Annotated in this window: 15 protein-coding genes; 3 read left to right on the top strand and 12 right to left on the bottom strand. The window is 63.7% G+C overall.

Annotation, left to right across the window (positions count from 1 at the left end):
- Positions 1–296: 296 nt before the first annotated feature.
- The gene (locus tag AC0L18_RS26665) at positions 297–968 is read right to left on the bottom strand and encodes a Crp/Fnr family transcriptional regulator (protein WP_091600388.1); all 672 of its coding nucleotides are present in this window, start codon (positions 966–968) and stop codon (positions 297–299) included.
- 57 nt (positions 969–1,025) lie between these two features.
- On the opposite strand from AC0L18_RS26665, the gene AC0L18_RS26670 reads away from it, so the two are divergent.
- Positions 1,026–1,352, top strand: a complete 327-nt coding sequence (locus tag AC0L18_RS26670; RefSeq protein WP_473494927.1) for a hypothetical protein — start codon at positions 1,026–1,028, stop codon at positions 1,350–1,352.
- Between the two features lie 542 nt (positions 1,353–1,894).
- Here AC0L18_RS26670 and AC0L18_RS26675 read toward each other — a convergent pair.
- From AC0L18_RS26675 to AC0L18_RS26710, 8 genes are all read right to left on the bottom strand, one after another.
- The gene (locus AC0L18_RS26675) at positions 1,895–2,518 is read right to left on the bottom strand and encodes a GNAT family N-acetyltransferase (protein WP_473494878.1); all 624 of its coding nucleotides are present in this window, start codon (positions 2,516–2,518) and stop codon (positions 1,895–1,897) included.
- A gap of 301 nt (positions 2,519–2,819) precedes the next feature.
- Entirely contained in the window at positions 2,820–3,548 is a 729-nt protein-coding gene (locus tag AC0L18_RS26680; protein WP_473494922.1) for an amino acid ABC transporter ATP-binding protein, read from the bottom strand.
- 29 nt (positions 3,549–3,577) lie between these two features.
- Complete coding sequence (locus tag AC0L18_RS26685; RefSeq protein WP_287054546.1) at positions 3,578–4,252, bottom strand: amino acid ABC transporter permease; 675 nt, start codon at positions 4,250–4,252, stop codon at positions 3,578–3,580.
- A complete protein-coding gene (locus AC0L18_RS26690; protein WP_473494879.1) occupies positions 4,249–4,920 on the bottom strand; it encodes an amino acid ABC transporter permease in 672 nt (223 codons plus the stop codon). Before AC0L18_RS26690 ends, AC0L18_RS26685 begins: the two co-directional genes overlap by 4 nt.
- 129 nt (positions 4,921–5,049) lie before the next feature.
- Positions 5,050–5,838, bottom strand: a complete 789-nt coding sequence (locus AC0L18_RS26695; protein WP_473494880.1) for an ABC transporter substrate-binding protein — start codon at positions 5,836–5,838, stop codon at positions 5,050–5,052.
- Positions 5,839–5,949: 111 nt separating this feature from the next.
- Positions 5,950–7,113 carry a saccharopine dehydrogenase family protein gene (locus AC0L18_RS26700; RefSeq protein WP_473494881.1) on the bottom strand — a complete coding sequence of 388 codons (1,164 nt, stop codon included), beginning with the start codon at positions 7,111–7,113 and terminating at the stop codon, positions 5,950–5,952.
- Positions 7,110–7,661: an Lrp/AsnC family transcriptional regulator gene (locus AC0L18_RS26705; RefSeq protein ID WP_473494882.1), complete on the bottom strand. Its 552-nt coding sequence runs from the start codon at positions 7,659–7,661 to the stop codon at positions 7,110–7,112. The genes AC0L18_RS26700 and AC0L18_RS26705 overlap by 4 nt, the downstream gene beginning before the upstream one ends.
- A gap of 168 nt (positions 7,662–7,829) precedes the next feature.
- Complete coding sequence (locus AC0L18_RS26710; protein ID WP_473494883.1) at positions 7,830–8,753, bottom strand: LysR family transcriptional regulator; 924 nt, start codon at positions 8,751–8,753, stop codon at positions 7,830–7,832.
- Positions 8,754–8,846: 93 nt separating this feature from the next.
- Between AC0L18_RS26710 and AC0L18_RS26715 the strand changes: the two genes are divergently transcribed.
- The gene (locus AC0L18_RS26715) at positions 8,847–9,677 is read left to right on the top strand and encodes an NAD(P)H-dependent oxidoreductase (RefSeq protein WP_473494884.1); all 831 of its coding nucleotides are present in this window, start codon (positions 8,847–8,849) and stop codon (positions 9,675–9,677) included.
- Between the two features lie 49 nt (positions 9,678–9,726).
- Here the strand turns inward: AC0L18_RS26715 and AC0L18_RS26720 are convergent, their stop codons facing one another.
- From AC0L18_RS26720 to AC0L18_RS26730, 3 genes are all read right to left on the bottom strand, one after another.
- Positions 9,727–10,452, bottom strand: coding sequence for a 3-keto-5-aminohexanoate cleavage protein (locus tag AC0L18_RS26720; RefSeq protein ID WP_473494885.1), 726 nt, complete (start codon positions 10,450–10,452; stop codon positions 9,727–9,729).
- 291 nt (positions 10,453–10,743) lie between these two features.
- Positions 10,744–12,099, bottom strand: coding sequence for a sigma-54-dependent transcriptional regulator (locus tag AC0L18_RS26725; RefSeq protein ID WP_473494886.1), 1,356 nt, complete (start codon positions 12,097–12,099; stop codon positions 10,744–10,746).
- Between the two features lie 13 nt (positions 12,100–12,112).
- Entirely contained in the window at positions 12,113–13,987 is a 1,875-nt protein-coding gene (locus AC0L18_RS26730) for a sensor histidine kinase (protein WP_473494887.1), read from the bottom strand.
- A gap of 226 nt (positions 13,988–14,213) precedes the next feature.
- Between AC0L18_RS26730 and AC0L18_RS26735 the strand changes: the two genes are divergently transcribed.
- Positions 14,214–15,545, top strand: coding sequence for a dicarboxylate/amino acid:cation symporter (locus AC0L18_RS26735; protein WP_473494888.1), 1,332 nt, complete (start codon positions 14,214–14,216; stop codon positions 15,543–15,545).
- Positions 15,546–15,983 lie beyond the last annotated feature (438 nt).

Consider the following 15,983-nt stretch of genomic DNA (forward strand, 5'->3'; position numbering starts at 1 on the left):
ACCATCGGGGCAGCCGAATGCAACAACTACTTCAAAAACGCTGGATACGCTTCCGTCAAAACGTGAAACGCTCTAGGGCAGAATCCAATCACTCTGAACGACCGAGTTCAATCCTTGTCTGCCCTTCGTTCGGAGAACTTCTAAGAAGCCGAGTCATGATTCTTGCAAGGGGTGAAGCGATCAAAGCCCGACCCGCGCGCTGGCACGCTAGGTTGCCCGGTTTGCCGGAAGGAATAATCACTTGCGGCCGAGGAGTATGAAACGTGCGGTGCCCCCCGCCGCAGCGACAGCCTTCGCTATTCCTTCTTGTCGACCAGCGCCCGTAGTGCCGAGACGTCATGCAGCAATAACCTGCTGCCGCGCTTTTCGATCAGGCCTCTCTTGGCGAGGTCGCTCATTTCGCGCGAGACCGCTTCCCTGTGCGTGCTCATCGTTGCCGCCAGCTCGGAATGCGTCGGTGCCGGGCTTATGGACACCTCGCCGTCCACGAGTGCGGCTTTCTCCGCCCGATGCAGGAGCTCGACGATCAGCCGTTTTCGCACGACCAGAGTGCTGTATTCGAATACCCGCTCGGTCATACGCCGGAGTTGGGCAGACAGATGCTCAAGCAGCATCCAGGCAAAAGTCGGGTGGGTCATCACGATATCCCGGAATGCTGTGCCGGACAGCCGTGCAGCGCGGGTTGCCTCCAGCGCGACTACGCTGGCAGAGCGTGCAATCCCGTCAATGCCTCCGAGCTCCCCGAAAATGTCACCCGGTTCGACATCGCGATACGCTATCTCCCTGCCGTCCGCTGAAACCAGTGTCACGCGAGCCCGTCCTTCCAGCAGGAAGAAGACATCGCGACCAGTGTCGCCGTGGGAAATGATCAGCTCGTTGTGTCGATAGCTGCGCTCGTGCCACCGTTTGGTCAGCGCGGCGAGGTCGGCATCGCAAAGTCTTGAGATGAAGGCCGGAGAGCCTGTCACAACAGCCTCTTGTTCAATCAGGTGTACTTCACCTTACTCCCTATCCAAGGAAATTTGATGGCCGCAGGCCCCGCTTTCCGGGATGCAAACTGGGAGCGGATTTCGCCAATGTTCTCCCCGGTGTGGGAATTCCCACAGCCGAGCCTGGTTCGACTGTCATATCCTGTTGCAACGTCAGGCCCGCCGCTCGTGCGCAAGCCGGCGAAAGGAAAGGGAACAGTCATGAAATTCTTGGCTCCCGTCACAAAACTTGCTGCGGGGTTTCGCAAATTCGTCGCGCCGCGCTACCGCCCGGAGCTTTATTACATGCGTGGCCCGGGGCCAGCCACCGCCCGCCGTATGGGCACGCCGCGGCAAAACCAATCCATCGACCACTACGCCTAACTTGCCTCGCGGACGGCTGAAGCTCTCGCCCGGAGTGCCGTTCGCGCCGTTCCGTACCGGTCAATTCAGATCAATGAAGGTACGATCTGATCATGGTTATAATTCATGCTGCCGCCATTGGTCCATTTCGCAGGTGGTTACGCCTCCGCGCCGAGCGAAAAGCTCTCTTGTCGGCAACGGACCAGTTGAGCCGTTTACCCGATCACGTTCTTGGCGACATCGGCATCTCACGTGACGAAATCATGTGCGCTTTGCGAAGCCGCGCCATCCGTCATGCGGAGGCAGGCGCGGCCGGCACGATGATCGAGCGCACCAGGATCGCTTCGGCCTCGATCCCGAAACGGTTGGCCGCCGGCAGTAGCTACGCCTCGGCCGAGATCCCCTTTGGCTGGTCCACGAGCGCGCGATCGAGCCTTACATCGCGGCTTCGACAAGCAGCGGCGCGCGGACGGGACCTTCGAACGGCACTACACCTGCGACCCCAAGGACTGAATGTCGACCGACGGGAACTGGGGAGGATCTCAAAATGATCATGTCAGTTGTTAAGTCCCTCGCGCTCGCTCACGCTGACAATGCCACTCAAACAGCTGAAAGACGTCTATTTGGATTGCGAACGGGGAGGCCGCCGGTGCGTTGGGGACGGAAGACGTGATGTACTGTTCGATGCGCGAGTTCCGACTAGGCGCGCGATGTTTGCGCATAATCAACGATGCATGGCCTTCTGCACGGTGCAACGCGGCCACTTCGAACACCGTGCAACGCGGCCACTTCGAACCATGTTTGCGGTAAAAGGCCATTGCCCGGTCGTTTCCCTCGAGCACTTCGAGTGCGATGCTCAGGATGCCGGAATGGGCGGCAAAGTCAGCGTGCAATATATTAGCGGCTAGCCCGGTGCCGAACTCGCTTTGATCGATGTGGAGCCGGTCAAGCATGACGTCGCCGGCTTCATTGACCTTAGCCATCGCGTAGCCGGCAATCGAGCCGTCTGGCCGTTCTGCGACGAACGACATTTTGTTGGTGTCTGTCAGTTCCGGCGCATTCCGCTGCAGCGTGTGATCTTCATCCGAAATCAGGGCCGCGGTCTCGGCACCCATGATTGGCGAGTACGTCCTGCGCCAAGACTCTCCAATGAGCAGCGATACCGACGGCACGTCCTGCTCAGTCATGGCTCTGATTTGCCTCATCGATAACGTCCCCTGCTGGTCAATTATAGCGTTGCCGGACGGGCCGCTCAAATTCGGAGCGGCGGCCTACCGCCGCTTCATCGCATGGGGGTCACGCCGTTCCCTACATCTATCATCAGGCATGGTCCGCAGGTCGCCTCCTACCGATGAGCTAACGTCCTCTCTGGAGAAGCACCGCGAATGTCTGAACATGGCGCTAATTGCTCGTTCCCATCGACGAGACGAATGGCAGCATCCCACCCGTCTCGGCCATTGGCGACAGCCAGCTGGTTGAGTTTTGACTCTAATGCCGCAGAATCTTGCTCAGGAAGGCGCGGCTGCGGTCGGTCTTGGGGTGCGAGAAGAATTCATCCGGCGTGCCGCTCTCGACGATGGCGCCGGCATCCATGAACACCACGCGCTGGGCGACCTTGCGGGCAAAGCCCATTTCGTGGGTCACCACCATCATGGTCATGCCCTCCTCGGCGACAGCGACCATGACGTCGAGCACTTCCGAGATCATCTCTGGATCGAGCGCCGAGGTCGGCTCGTCGAACAGCATGATCTTGGGGCGCATACCGAGGCAGCGGGCGATCGCGACGCGCTGCTGCTGGCCGCCGGAGAGTTGTGCGGGATAGGCATTGACCTTGTCGGCAAGGCCGACCTTGGCAAGCAGCTCGCGCCCGGCCTTCTCGGCCTCGGCGCGCGGGATCTTGCGGACATGGATCGGCGCCAGCGTCACGTTCTCGAGCGCTGTCTTGTGCGGGTAGAGGTTGAAGGACTGGAAGACGAAGCCGATCTCGGTGCGCAGCCGCGTCATGTTGGTGGCGGGGTCGCCGAGGCGCTGGCCGTCGACCATCAGGTCGCCGTCGCGGATCGTCTCCAGCCCGTTAATGCAGCGGATCAGCGTGCTCTTGCCCGAGCCGCTCGGGCCGCAGACAACGACCACTTCGCGTGGCTCGACGCTGAGCGTGATGTCTTTCAGCACATTGAGCGTGCCGAACCATTTGTTGACGCCGCGAAACTCGATCATGCCGGTACCATTTTTGCTGAGGTTCAACGTCACAACTGCACCTCGCCATGGGCCGCACCCATGCGCTGCTCAAGCCGGCGCGCCAGCAGGATCAGCGGATAACAGACGATGAAATAGCCGAGGCCGACGAGGAAGAAGACCAGCAGGCCGTTCGGCACGCGTTGCACAACCAGCCAGCCGACGCGGGTGAGGTCGGTGAGCCCGATAGCCGAAACGACAGAGGAATCCTTGATCAGCAGCACATATTGCCCGACCAGCGGCGGCAGCACGATGCGCATCGCCTGCGGCAGCACCACCTGGCGCATGCGCTGCCAGCGCGACAGGCCGGACGCCAGCGCCGCCTCGACCTGGCCGGTCGGCACCGAGCGGATGCCGGCGACGACGATCTCGCAGATGAAGCAGGCGGCCAGATTGGTCAGCGCGATGATGCCGGCGGTGAAGGCGTCGAGCTCGATGCCGAGTTCCGGCAAGATGAAGAAGATCAGGAAGATCTGCACCAGGAACGGCGTGCCGCGGATCAGGTCGACCCAGGCGCCGATCACGCCGCTGATCAGCCGGTTGCCGCCGGTCCGCAGGATGCCGAGGCCAAAGCCGATCAGCGTGCCCAGCACCAGGCTGACCAGCGACAGCATCACGGTCATGCCGAGGCCGCGCAGGGCGAGGGGATAGCTGCCGGCGAGGCTTTGCAGCTGCTGCCAGATCATGTCCGTGCCCCCGCGAGGCCGAGCCAGCGCCCGGACAGTGCCGCCAGTCCCTTTAGCCCGTAATAGAGCAGCAGGTAGAAGGCGGCGATGGTGATGAAACCTTCCGCCGGCATGAAGCGGTCGGAGGCGAGCAATTGCCCGGCGCGCGTCAGTTCGGCGACCGCGATCAGCGACAGCAGAGCGGAATCCTTGACCAGCACGATCGCCTGGCCGAGTAGCGGCGGGATCGTCACCTTGAACGCCTGCGGCAGGATGACCAGACGCATGCGCTGGACATAGGTCATCCCCGACGCGACGCCTGCCTCGACCTGGCCGCGCGGGATCGACAGAATGCCGGCGCGGATGATCTCGGCGACATAGGCGCCGCTGTTCAGCGACAAAGCAAGGATGCCGACGACGAGCTCAGGCAGGATGATGCCGAGCCGCGGCAGGCCGAAATAGAGGAAATAAAGCTGCGCCAGCAAGGGCGTGGCGCGCACCGCGTCGATATAGGCCTTGGCCGGAATGCGGAACAGCCAGCCGCGCTGAAGGTTCATGGCGGCGAGCACGATGCCGACGGCGAGCGCCCCGGCAAAGGCGAGGACAGACAGCCACACGGTCGTGACGAGGCCCTGCCCGAACAGGGGCAGATATTCGACAATGGTGCGGAAGTTGAAATTTTCGAGCATGGGTGGGGCGGTGAATGGTGAATAGTGAATGGTGAATAGTGAATGGTGAATAGGGATTAGTGAATGGTGAATAGGGATTAGAGAATAGCGAGCAGCGATTTACTACTCACTATTCACTATTCACTATGCTCAGTGATCCTTCTTCCAGTCGTCTGAATTAACCCAGTAGTCGAGGTTCTTCTGCAGGCGGCCGTCGAGGCTGACCTGATCGAGGAACAGGTTCATCCAGGTCAGCAGGTCCTGCTCGTCATAGCGCGTGGCGAAGGCCAGCGGCTCCTTCGACAGCATGTCCGGCATGATGGTGAAGCTGCCGGCCGGGTAGGCGGTCGACTGGCCCTTGACCGCCGAGACGTCGTTGACGCCGCAATCGGCCTGGCCGTTGTTGACGGCGTCAAGCAGCAGCGGGCCGCCGCCCTTGTAGCTCTTGATGTCGGCGTCCGGGAAAGCCTTCTTGGCCTCCTTCTCGCCAGTGGCGCCGAGCAGCACGGCGATCTTGGTGCCCTTGGCCTTGCAATCCTCGGTGGATTTGAACTTGCTGTCGGCCTTGGTGAAGACGGTGCTGCCGGTATACATGTAAGGCTTGGTGAAGGCGACCTTCATCGCCCGCGCCAGCGTCGGCGTCATGTCGGCGACCAGAAGATCGGCCTTGCCCGACAGCAGCGCCGGGATCAGGCCGTCCCAATCGAAATCCAAAAAGGTGATCTTGACGCCCATTTCCTTGGCCATCAGTTCGGCAAGCTCGACCGAACTGCCGGTGCGCTCGCCGGCAGCGCCGACCAGCGAGAAGGGCGGTCCCTGCGTCTGCACGGCAACGCGCAACTCGCCGCGCTTCGTGATCTCGTCGAGCGTTCCGGCACTGGCCGCGGCAGTGAGACCGGCGAGCGCAAGGCCGGCGATGAAAAGCTTGGCAATAGTCATTGGGCATTCCTCCTTGTTGTCGTTTGTTATTTTCGCTTTGTTGTCCCACCCTTTGGGGTGCTTTTTGAGCGGCAGCGCCGTTGCCGGCGGCGACCACCGTTCGAAAATCTTTCAGTCCCAGTCGATCGTTTCGGATACCCGTATACCGCGTCTGGCCAGTTCATCGAGAAAGCGGCCGTCCGGCACATGCAACAGCGGGTTGAGCAGGCCGGGCTCGGCAATTTCGCCCCGCGCCAGCATCTGCGCCACGATGCTGGCGGGATAGCCGACGCCGAGGCTCATGCCGAACAGGCCGGAGGCGAGGTCGCGTTCGATGACCAGGTCCGACATCATCGTCTTGCGGCGGCCATCTTGGGTGCCGGTAAAGACATTGCGCATCACGCAAAGGTCCTTCTCGCCGGCGCCGTATTGCAGTTGCGGGCCGAGCAGCCGGCCGAGAAATTCGCGTGGGCTGGCGCCAACGCCGGGCACCTTGTCTTCGGAAAGGAAGCCAAGCTCCTTCAGCGGCGCCCAGAACGCCGACCAACCCGGCCAGCGCAACGAATAGCGGCCGGAGCGCTGCAACCCCTTGGCGGCGGCAAGCATGCCGGCATAATGCGGCGCGTCGCCATTGGGGAAGGCTTCCAGCCTGCCGAGCCCGGCGACCTCGATCTCGTGGATAAAGCGATTTTCATGTTGCTGGCCGGCCGGCACATCGACCCGCTTGCCGTTCTCGACCAGCACGCTGTCGCGGTTCTGGCTCATCAGAACCATGTCAAAATTCCAGCTCACCTTGTAGCACAGCGGCTTGGCCATCGCCCTCGGCTCCGGGATACCGCCGCAATAGGAATCAATCGCGGTGATGGCGTCGAACTGACGGGCGGCGCGCGCGTAGAGCACAAGGTCGATGCCGGGGTCGAGCCCGCATTCGGTCATGATCGAAACGCCGGCCGCTTCCGCCGCGGGGGCAAGGTCGGCGATCGTCTTGCCGTAATTGGTGGTGACCAGCGGGGTGCGCGTCGTGATCGCGGCCTGCACCGCCTCGCGCATCAGCGGCTGCGGCAACAGATCGATGGCGGCGTCGACACCCGCCAGCACATTCGCCAACACAGGGGCGATCGCGCCTTCGGGCACGACGAAACGCACGCGGGCAAGGTCGGTCAGGCCGCCAAGCCGGGCTGCGCCATCCCGGGCGGTATCGACGCAGACGACTTCTTCGACACCGGCGCTGGCGACAAGATCGGCGATCGCCGCCCGGCCTTGCAGGCCGAGGCCGCCGAGAACCGCGATCTTCATGGTATTTCCTTTCGCCCAGTTTCGTCGCGCCCAGTTTCGTCGCGCCCGGTTTCGTCGCGCTTGGTCTCGTCCGACCAGCAGCCTTCCGGCAGGGTGACCCATTTGTTGCAGGAGGCCATGACGACGAACGTCTCGCTGCGCATGACTTCGCCCGGCTCGCCGGCGCCGGGGATCAGCTCGCTGGTGACGCGATAGAGATCGGCGACATCGCCGGCCACCGTCACGTCGACGACGATGTCGAAGCGTCCGGTGACGACGGAGGCCGAGTTCACGAAAGGCAGTTCGGCGATGCGCTGCGCCAGTTCCCGGGCGCGGCCGCGCCCCTGCGCATTGATGCCGACGATCGCCGAGATCAATTCTGGGCGCTCGGTCAGGTTGAGCAGCCCGACGATCTTGAGCAGGTTGCGGTCAAGCAGGTTGCGCAGCCGCATGCGCACCGTTGGCACCGAGACGGCCATCTTCTCGGCGAGGCGATTGACGCCAAGCTGCGCATCCTGCGACAGCAGCTTGACCAGTCGCCGGTCGGTCTGATCGAGTTGTTCCCGCAAACACTCAGGCTTTCATAAATGGAAAGAATTTATCGAATTTTCTTTCTAATATGAAAACAGCTTAGGGTGTATCTTTTTAAATCGCAAGAGCGTTCGGCGCTGTCAACAAGGCCGCATCCTGGAAGACGGGAGGGCTTTGCCAGCCGCAGCCGACCGAGGGCATGCCGACTAACGCGGTTTCTCGATCCCCGGAATGCCGCCGATCCGCTCGGCGAGAAAATCGACCAGCAACCGGACCCTGGCAATGCCGGCGCGCTCCGGGACGATCAGCATGCTCAGTGGAATGGGAGGCGGGGCGTAGTCCGCCAGGATCACCTCCAGCCGGCCGGCGGCGAGGAGATCGTCGACAAGCCAGTGATGGGCAGGTGCAATACCGCGCCCGGCGACGAGGGCTTCGCGCGCGGCAAGCCCATGGTCGACCCGAAACCGGCCGCCAAAAGGCACCGCGTGGCGTTCGCCGCCCGGCCCCTGCAGGGCGAGCGTGTCGCTTCCCGCGATGTTCGACATCCGGATGCCTTCGTGGCCAGGCAGGTCCTGTGGGACGGCCGGTCTGCCCCGCGCCGCCAGATAGGCCGGTGCCGCCACCAGCAGACGCCGGGACTGGCCGAGCGCCCGCAGTTTCATCGAGCTGTCGGTGAGCGGACCGAGGCGAAGCGCGATGTCGACGCCCTCCCGCACAAGGTCGATGCGCTCGTCGGTGAGGCTGAGATCGACACCGATGTCGGGATAGCGGTCCTGAAAGGCGAAGATCAGCCGGCTGACATGCAAGACCCCGAGCGCCGCTGTGCAGGATATCCGGATCGTGCCGGCCAACGTGCCGCGCGTGCCCCGTGCCTCGTCGCCGGCCTGCTCGACGAGGCGCAGGATCTGGACGCTGTCGGCATAGTAACGGCTGCCTTCATCGGTCATCGTGACACGCCGGGTGGTCCTGCTGAGCAAGGGCACCCCGACGGCGTCTTCGAGCTCGCGCAAATGCCGTGTGACCGTCGACTGCCCAACCCCGAGCTCGCGCGCCACCGCCGACAGGCTGCCGCGCTCGGCGATGCGAACGAAGGTGCGCATGCGCTCGAGGGTCACATCAGATCTATCCATTATTCGGCATAATCTTATGCATTGCTCAGATGTAGCGGATCACCCAGGGGCTGGCTACCTTCAGCGTTCATCATCCTTCTTCGGAGTGGCCCCATGAAAGTCCTGCTTGTTTTTGCTCATCCTGAACCGCGTTCGCTCAACGGCGCACTGCGTGACGTCGCCATCAGGGAACTCGAGGCCCAGGGCCATGAAGTGCTGATATCGGACCTCTATGCCGATGGCTGGAAATCCGAGGTGGACCGTGCCGACTTTCCGTCGTGGCCGCCCGAGCAACGCTTCCTGCCGGCTGTGGCATCCAATAAGGCTTTTGAGACCACCACCTTAACAGAAGATGTTAAAGCAGAGATCGACAAGCTGCTGTGGGCCGACACGCTGATCCTCCAGTTCCCGCTGTGGTGGTATGCCATGCCGGCAATCCTCAAGGGTTGGGTCGACCGGGTGTACGCCTACGGCTTCGCCTATGGTGTCGGCGAGCATAGCGACAAGCGGTGGGGTGACCGCTTTGGCGAGGGAACGCTCGCCGGCAAGCGCGCGATGCTGATCGTGACCGCCGGCGGCTGGGAGGAGCATTATTCCGCCCGCGGCGTCAACGGCCCGATCGACGACCTGCTGTTCCCGATCAATCACGGGATCCTTTACTATCCGGGCTACGACGTGCTTCCGCCGTTCGTCGTCTACAGAGTGGATCGTTTTGGCGAGGCCGATTTCGAGCCTGTCGCGGAGCGCCTGCGCGGAAGGATGCGGACGCTCGAGACAACCCGGCCCATTCCCTACCGGCAGCAGAATGGCGGCGACTACCACATCCCGAGCATGCAGCTCCGCTCTGAGCTGGGCGACCCGGGCGCAGCAGGGTTCGCGCTTCACGAGGATCGCGCAACCGCGAAATCGGCGACGCCGCGTTCGACTTTGCGGGACGTGGCCTGACGCAGCATCCCGAGAAGATCGGCAAGGCGCCCGAAGCCTACGGGATGAATCAACGACCGGCCCGGAAGATCGCAACCGCAGCAGCCGTCAGTGCGGCATTGCCGGATGCCGTAGTGCCGTCCGGAAGCGCCTTGCCGTCTTCCAGCCCGACACGCGTCGACCAACGCCGCTCCGCCGCCCGGTGCACGAACGGCCAGACCGTGGCGTCGGCACCGTGCAGCAGGATGGCGCGACGCAGTCCCGCGCGGTCGAGCACCGCCACGATGCCGTCGCAGGCTTCCAGCGCCTCGTCCAATTCCTGCTCGGAAATCTCGATCAGGATGCGCAGCACCTGGTTGCCATTGTCGAGGCGGACCAGGCGCTCGGCATCGGCGACCGAGGCGAGCCCGGCCTCGATGCCGATGCCGCGCTGCCGCAGGCTTTGCATGACCTCGGGCGCTGCTTTCTCGCTCAGATTGACCGAGGCGTAGTCAGGCAGCTCGCTCCAGCCGGCGATCGCCGCAAGCGTCCGCTCGTCGTCGTTCTCGATCCACGCGCCGGTCGACACGCCAATCAGCGTTCCCGGGCAGGCGCGGCGCAGCGCCAACACGGTCCGGTCCATCGTCGCCGGGGCAAGGCTTTCGCGGCCGTCGAACCCGCGTGCATGGACATGCAGCTCGGCCGCACCGGCGGCCACGCAGGCGGCGCCGTCACGCGCCATGGCGTCCGTGTCAAGCGGCAGCTGCGGATGGAAATCGGCGCTGCGCGCGCCATTGATGCATGTCTGGACAATCATGAGAGTGGTCCGGTTGAAGTGGACCAAGTGTAGCGCAGGATGGCGAAAACCGGAATCGGGTTCGCGTCAGGAGAGTTGCTGCGGGAGGGACGTTTGCAGACGTTGGCGCTGCCCCTCATCCCCCTGCCGGGACCTTCTCCCCGTAGAACGGGGAGAAGGGGCTGGCTGCAACCTCGGGCGCTCTTTCTGCAACGTTGGTTTTTGGCGAAATCTTCGGCGAAGGCTTTTTTCTCCCGGTTCTACGGGGAGAAATGCCCGGCAGGGCTGAGGGGCAGCGCCGACATTGGCCCTCTACCTCGAAAACTCGCTACGCACGATGCCGTGGCGCTGCAGCTTGTCATAAAAGGTCTTGCGCGGAATCCCCAGCGCTTCGATGGTGCGCCTGACGTCGCCCTCGTTGCGGTTAAGCGTCTCGCGGATGATGTCGGCCTCGTAGCGCTCCAGCCGTTCCGGCAGTTTCATGGCGGCATCCGGCTCGGCTGGGGCAGGGGATGCCACTCCTGCGTCTTCCTCCAGTCCAAGCACGAAGCGTTCGGCGAAATGCGCGAGCTCGCGTACATTGCCAGGCCAGTCATGCTCCCTGAGATGGCGGTGCACCGCGGCCGGCACCGCCGGCAGCGGGCGCCGGAAGCGGGCGGCGGCGCGCTCGGCGAAGTAGAAGAACAGCAGTGCGACGTCGTCGCGGCGCTCGCGCAGCGGCGGAATGGAGATCGTCACCACGTTGAGCCGGTAATAGAGATCCTCGCGGAAAGCGCCGCGCTGGCGCGGATCGCCGAGATCGACCTTGGCGGCCGCAACGACGCGCAGGTCGACCGGCCGCATTTCGTTGGTGCCGAGCGGGGTGACCTCGCGCATTTCCAGCACGCGCAGCATCTGCACCTGTGTCGAGACCGGCATGCTTTCGATCTCGTCGAGGAACAGCGTGCCGCCGCTGGCATGCTCGATACGGCCGATCCGCTTCTTCTGCGCCCCGGTGAAGGCGCCGGCCTCGTGGCCGAACAATTCGCTCTCGATGACCGTCTCGGGCAGCGTGCCGCAATTCAGCGCGACGAAATTGCCCTTGGCGCGGCGACTCCAGCGATGCAAAAGGCTGGCCACCACTTCCTTGCCGGAACCGGTTTCGCCGGTCACCAGCACGTCGACATCGGTGTCGGCGATCTGGCGCAGCGTGCGGCGCAGCCTTTCCATCGCCGGCGTCTGGCCGATCAGCGGCAGGCCGTCCTGCGCCTCTCCGGCCGCCTCGCGCAAGGCGCGGTTCTCCATCACCAGGCGGCGCTTTTCCGCGGCGCGGCGCACGCTCTGCACCAGCCGGTCGGCGGCGAAGGGTTTGGTGATGAAGTCGTAGGCGCCGTCCTTGATCGCCTTGACGGCAACCGCGATGTCGCCATGCCCGGTCACGAGGATGACCGGAATGTCCGGGTCCAGCCGCAGGATGCGGTTGAAAAGCTGCAAGCCGTCAATCTCAGGCATGCGGATATCCGACACCACCACGCCGGGAAAACCGGTGTCGAGCCTGGCCAGCGCCTCGGCCGCCACCGAAAAAGCCGAGACCGAAAAGCCGGCAAGCTCCAGCGTCTGCGCGGTGGCCTTGAGGAGATCGCTGTCGTCATCGACCAAGATGACCGGCGCTGCGTCGTCGTTCGTCATGCTGCCTTGGCCACTATGCTGCTTTCAAGAGATGGATGGCGAAGCGGGTGCCGCTGCCGTCGCTCGAAACCTCGATGCGTCCGCCGTAGTCGGCGACGATATCCTTCGAGATGACAAGGCCAAGACCGAGGCCTTTTTCCTTGGATGTATTGAACGGCGTGAACAGCGATTTGAGAATCCCTGGCGGAATGCCAGGTCCGTTATCGGACACGCCGACCGTCACGCCGTCCGCGGTCTCCTCGACCGAAACCCGCACATGAGCGTCGTTGCGGCCGTCCAGCGCTTCAAGCGCGTTCTGGAAGAGGTTGATCAGCACCTGTTCGAGCCGGACCCGGTTGCCCATGACCTTGAGGCTCGGCGGTGGCAGGTCGATCGCCAGTGCGTCGAGCCGGCCGGCAAAGCGGCTTCTCAACAGCACGACGGCGCCCTCGATGACACCGCGCAATGCGACAGGCTCGGCGGCGGTGCGGCCCTTGCGGGCAAAGGCCTTCAATTCTTCGGTGATGGTGCCGATGCGCTCGGTCAATGCTGCGATGGCGCCGAGGTTTTCCTCGGCGGGCGCGGTCTGCTTCCTGTCGAGGAAGACGCGGGCGTTGTCGGCATAGGCGCGTATGGTGGCAACCGGCTGATTGATCTCATGGGCGACGCCGGCGGCGACCTGGCCGAGGATGGCGAGGCGGTTGGCCTGGACCAGATCCTGCTGCACCACCTGCAGCTTGGCTTCCGTGCTGCGATGGTCTGATATCTCCGCCTGCAGCCGATCGCGGGCACGGCTCAGATCCTCGGTTCGTTCGGCGACGCGGCGCTCGAGTTCGGTGCGCGCCGCCTGTTCGGCGGCGATCCGCATTTGTCCCGACTGCCGGCGCCACAACAGATACGCAGCAAGGCCGAGCAACGGGACCACGACGCCGAGCGCAAGGAGCCGCATTTCACGGGCCGCGGCGGCGATCGGCGCCTCGGCCGGGAGGAGATAGTCGAGCCGCCAGGGGGTCGAAGCAACCGGGGCTGAAAGCCGGAGATATTCCGCGTCGCTGCCTCCGGGTGTCACCGCGTGGACGATGGATGTGTCCGGGCTGAGCGCCTGCGGGCGCGTGATCGGCAACGGCATCAGCGGTGCATCGCCGAACTGCTGGCTGTTCTGGATGGCGGCACGATCAGACGCGGCAAGCGGCGCCGTCGTCATGAAGCGCCAGGACCGCACGCTGGTGATCAGGACGATACCGCGCTCGTCGCTGACATAGGCCGGGCGGTTCACCTCGTGCCAGTCGGCTTCGAGCTGATCGAACTCCGCCTTGACGACGACGACGCCGAGCGGTGCGGCAGCATCGCCGACGCGTCGCGAGATGTAGAGGCCTGGGCGTTTGCTGACATTGCCGAGCGCGAAATATTCGGCGGTTCCAGATTGCATCGCCGCGGAGAAATAGTCGCGGAACCGGTAGTCGTTGCCGACAAAGCTGATCGGGTCGCGCCAGTTGCTGGAGGCGATCGCCAGCCCGTCGCTGCCGATGACATAGAGTACCGAGGCCTTGGTGCCGGAGACCAGCCCTTCAAGCTTGCGGTTCAGCACATCGATTGCAGCAGCACTTTTCTGCGCCAGCGCGTCGCGCACCTGCTGGTCTTCCGACAAAAGCAGGGGCAGGGCGCGCGGGCTTTCCAGAACGGCGCGCAATAGCGCGACCTTCAGATTGGCGTCGGTGCGGCCCTGCGCCGTCAGTGTCCCGAGCTCCGTGATGCGGCCATAGAGACCGGCGCCGTAAAGTGCAGCCGTGGCCGTCGCAAGGGCGATTACCGCAAACAGCAGCCAGGCACGGCGAGCTCGCCTGCCGAGTTGCTCGGGCGTCGACGGCAAGGCAGCGGCGGGTCGTTGCAGCATCGCCCATTTGTGCATGATTTCGCACAAAGCACAATTCGACGATGCGAACATCCGCACTTTGTGTGTGTGCGAAACGAACTGCCAGTTCTGGAATACTCAATAAAATCAAAGGGAGAGGCTCTTTTCCGCGCACTTGGCACGGCAGTTGCAAACACGACTTCAGCGGTCGCGAGGCTGCTGGGGGTCAAATGCAAACGCTCCGGGAGGTCGAGCTTTCGATCGGAGCACAATGGAGGACGTCATGCAGACAGCATTCGCTGCCGCCGCGCCGCGCGGCAAACTTCCGTTCTACCGGCATCTCTATGTGCAGGTGCTGGCGGCGATCGCCGCCGGCGTGCTGCTCGGCCACTTCTATCCCGAAACCGGCGAAGCGATGAAGCCGTTCGGCGACGCCTTCATCAAGCTGGTGAAGATGGTGATCGCACCGGTGATCTTCCTGACGGTGGCGACCGGCATCGCCGGCGTTTCCGACCTGCAGAAGGTGGGCCGCGTCGCCGGCAAGGCGATGATCTACTTCCTGGCATTCTCGACGCTGGCGCTGGTCGTCGGCCTCGTCGTCTCGAACGTCGTCCAGCCGGGCGCCGGCATGCATATCGATCCGGCCACGCTCGATGCCACAAAAGTGGCGACCTACACCGAAAAAGCGCACGACACCAGCATCGTCGGCTTCCTGATGAATATCATCCCCGACACGATCATCGGCGCTTTCGCAAAGGGCGACATCCTGCAGGTGCTGTTCTTTTCGGTACTGTTCGGGCTCGCTCTTGCCGCGGTCGGCGATCGCGCCCGCCCGGTCGTCGATTTCCTGCAGGCATTGACCACGCCGATCTTCCGCCTCGTCGCCATCCTGATGAAGGCCGCGCCGATCGGCGCTTTCGGCGCCATGGCCTTCACCATCGGCAAATACGGCATCGGCTCGATCGCCAACCTCGCCATGCTGATCGGCACATTCTACCTGACCTCGCTGCTGTTCGTGCTGGTGGTGCTGGGCGCGGTCGCCCGCTACAACGGCTTCTCGATCCTGGCGCTGATCCGCTACGTCAAGGAAGAGCTGCTGCTGGTGCTCGGCACCTCGTCCTCGGAAGCGGCACTGCCGGGCCTGATGGCCAAGATGGAGCGCGCCGGCTGCAACCGCTCGGTGGTCGGGCTGGTCGTCCCGACCGGCTATTCCTTCAACCTCGACGGCACCAATATCTACATGACGCTGGCCGCGCTGTTCATCGCCCAGGCGACCGACACGCCGCTCACCCTCGGCGACCAGATCCTGCTGCTCGCCGTCGCCATGCTGAGCTCCAAGGGCGCCGCCGGCATCACCGGCGCCGGCTTCATCACGCTGGCCGCGACGCTCTCGGTCGTGCCGGCAGTGCCGGTCGCCGGCATGGCGCTGATCCTCGGCGTCGACCGCTTCATGTCGGAATGCCGGGCGCTGACCAACTTCATCGGCAATGCGGTGGCGACCGCGGTCGTGGCGCGCTGGGAAGGGGAACTCGACCAGACCAGGTTCGCTGCCGCGATGGCCGGCGACTTGCCGGAGGAAGCCGATCTGTCGCTGCCGGGGCTGCAGGCTGCGTGACTGATCAGGCCTGCCACCATACGGCCCGGAGCCGGTTCGCCGGCTCCGGGAAAAGACGATCGGCCTTGTAAGCCGATGGTCGCGGCCGCGTACGATGCCTGGCACGCGGAGCGCGAAGTGGATGTCAGCGCCATTCCAACGCTGCTGCCTGAGATGTAACAGGCTTGTGAGCCTTTGGTCTTGGCGTGGGGCTTGCTCCAGCCGCATTTGCGGGTCAGTATCCGCCATGCCTTCAAAGTGCCTGTCCGCTGCGGTCCCGACCTGATCGCGACCCAAGCCTTTCCGTCAGGCTCGGTTGTCGTGTCATCCGAGCCGAACCGTCGGAGCCCTTGCTGCCGTCGACCATGATCTCGGCGGCAGCTCTTGAAGGCAATGGCGGCCTCAGCATGAAGTCGCAAAGCAAGAGACGTGACCCGTCCTGACGAAAGGCACGAGCCT

It is taken from the genome of Mesorhizobium sp. WSM4819, assembly GCF_055811215.1.

Coding starts and splice junctions, on each gene's coding strand:
- AC0L18_RS26680 (WP_473494922.1), bottom strand. CDS start 3,548: ATGATCGAGTTTCGCGGCGTCAACAAATGGTTCGGCACGCTCAATGTG.
- AC0L18_RS26720 (WP_473494885.1), bottom strand. CDS start 10,452: ATGATTGTCCAGACATGCATCAATGGCGCGCGCAGCGCCGATTTCCAT.
- AC0L18_RS26685 (WP_287054546.1), bottom strand. CDS start 4,252: ATGATCTGGCAGCAGCTGCAAAGCCTCGCCGGCAGCTATCCCCTCGCC.
- AC0L18_RS26725 (WP_473494886.1), bottom strand. CDS start 12,099: ATGACGAACGACGACGCAGCGCCGGTCATCTTGGTCGATGACGACAGC.
- AC0L18_RS26735 (WP_473494888.1), top strand. CDS start 14,214: ATGCAGACAGCATTCGCTGCCGCCGCGCCGCGCGGCAAACTTCCGTTC.
- AC0L18_RS26690 (WP_473494879.1), bottom strand. CDS start 4,920: ATGCTCGAAAATTTCAACTTCCGCACCATTGTCGAATATCTGCCCCTG.
- AC0L18_RS26710 (WP_473494883.1), bottom strand. CDS start 8,753: ATGGATAGATCTGATGTGACCCTCGAGCGCATGCGCACCTTCGTTCGC.
- AC0L18_RS26670 (WP_473494927.1), top strand. CDS start 1,026: ATGGCCGCAGGCCCCGCTTTCCGGGATGCAAACTGGGAGCGGATTTCG.
- AC0L18_RS26695 (WP_473494880.1), bottom strand. CDS start 5,838: ATGACTATTGCCAAGCTTTTCATCGCCGGCCTTGCGCTCGCCGGTCTC.
- AC0L18_RS26675 (WP_473494878.1), bottom strand. CDS start 2,518: ATGACTGAGCAGGACGTGCCGTCGGTATCGCTGCTCATTGGAGAGTCT.
- AC0L18_RS26700 (WP_473494881.1), bottom strand. CDS start 7,113: ATGAAGATCGCGGTTCTCGGCGGCCTCGGCCTGCAAGGCCGGGCGGCG.
- AC0L18_RS26730 (WP_473494887.1), bottom strand. CDS start 13,987: ATGCACAAATGGGCGATGCTGCAACGACCCGCCGCTGCCTTGCCGTCG.
- AC0L18_RS26715 (WP_473494884.1), top strand. CDS start 8,847: ATGAAAGTCCTGCTTGTTTTTGCTCATCCTGAACCGCGTTCGCTCAAC.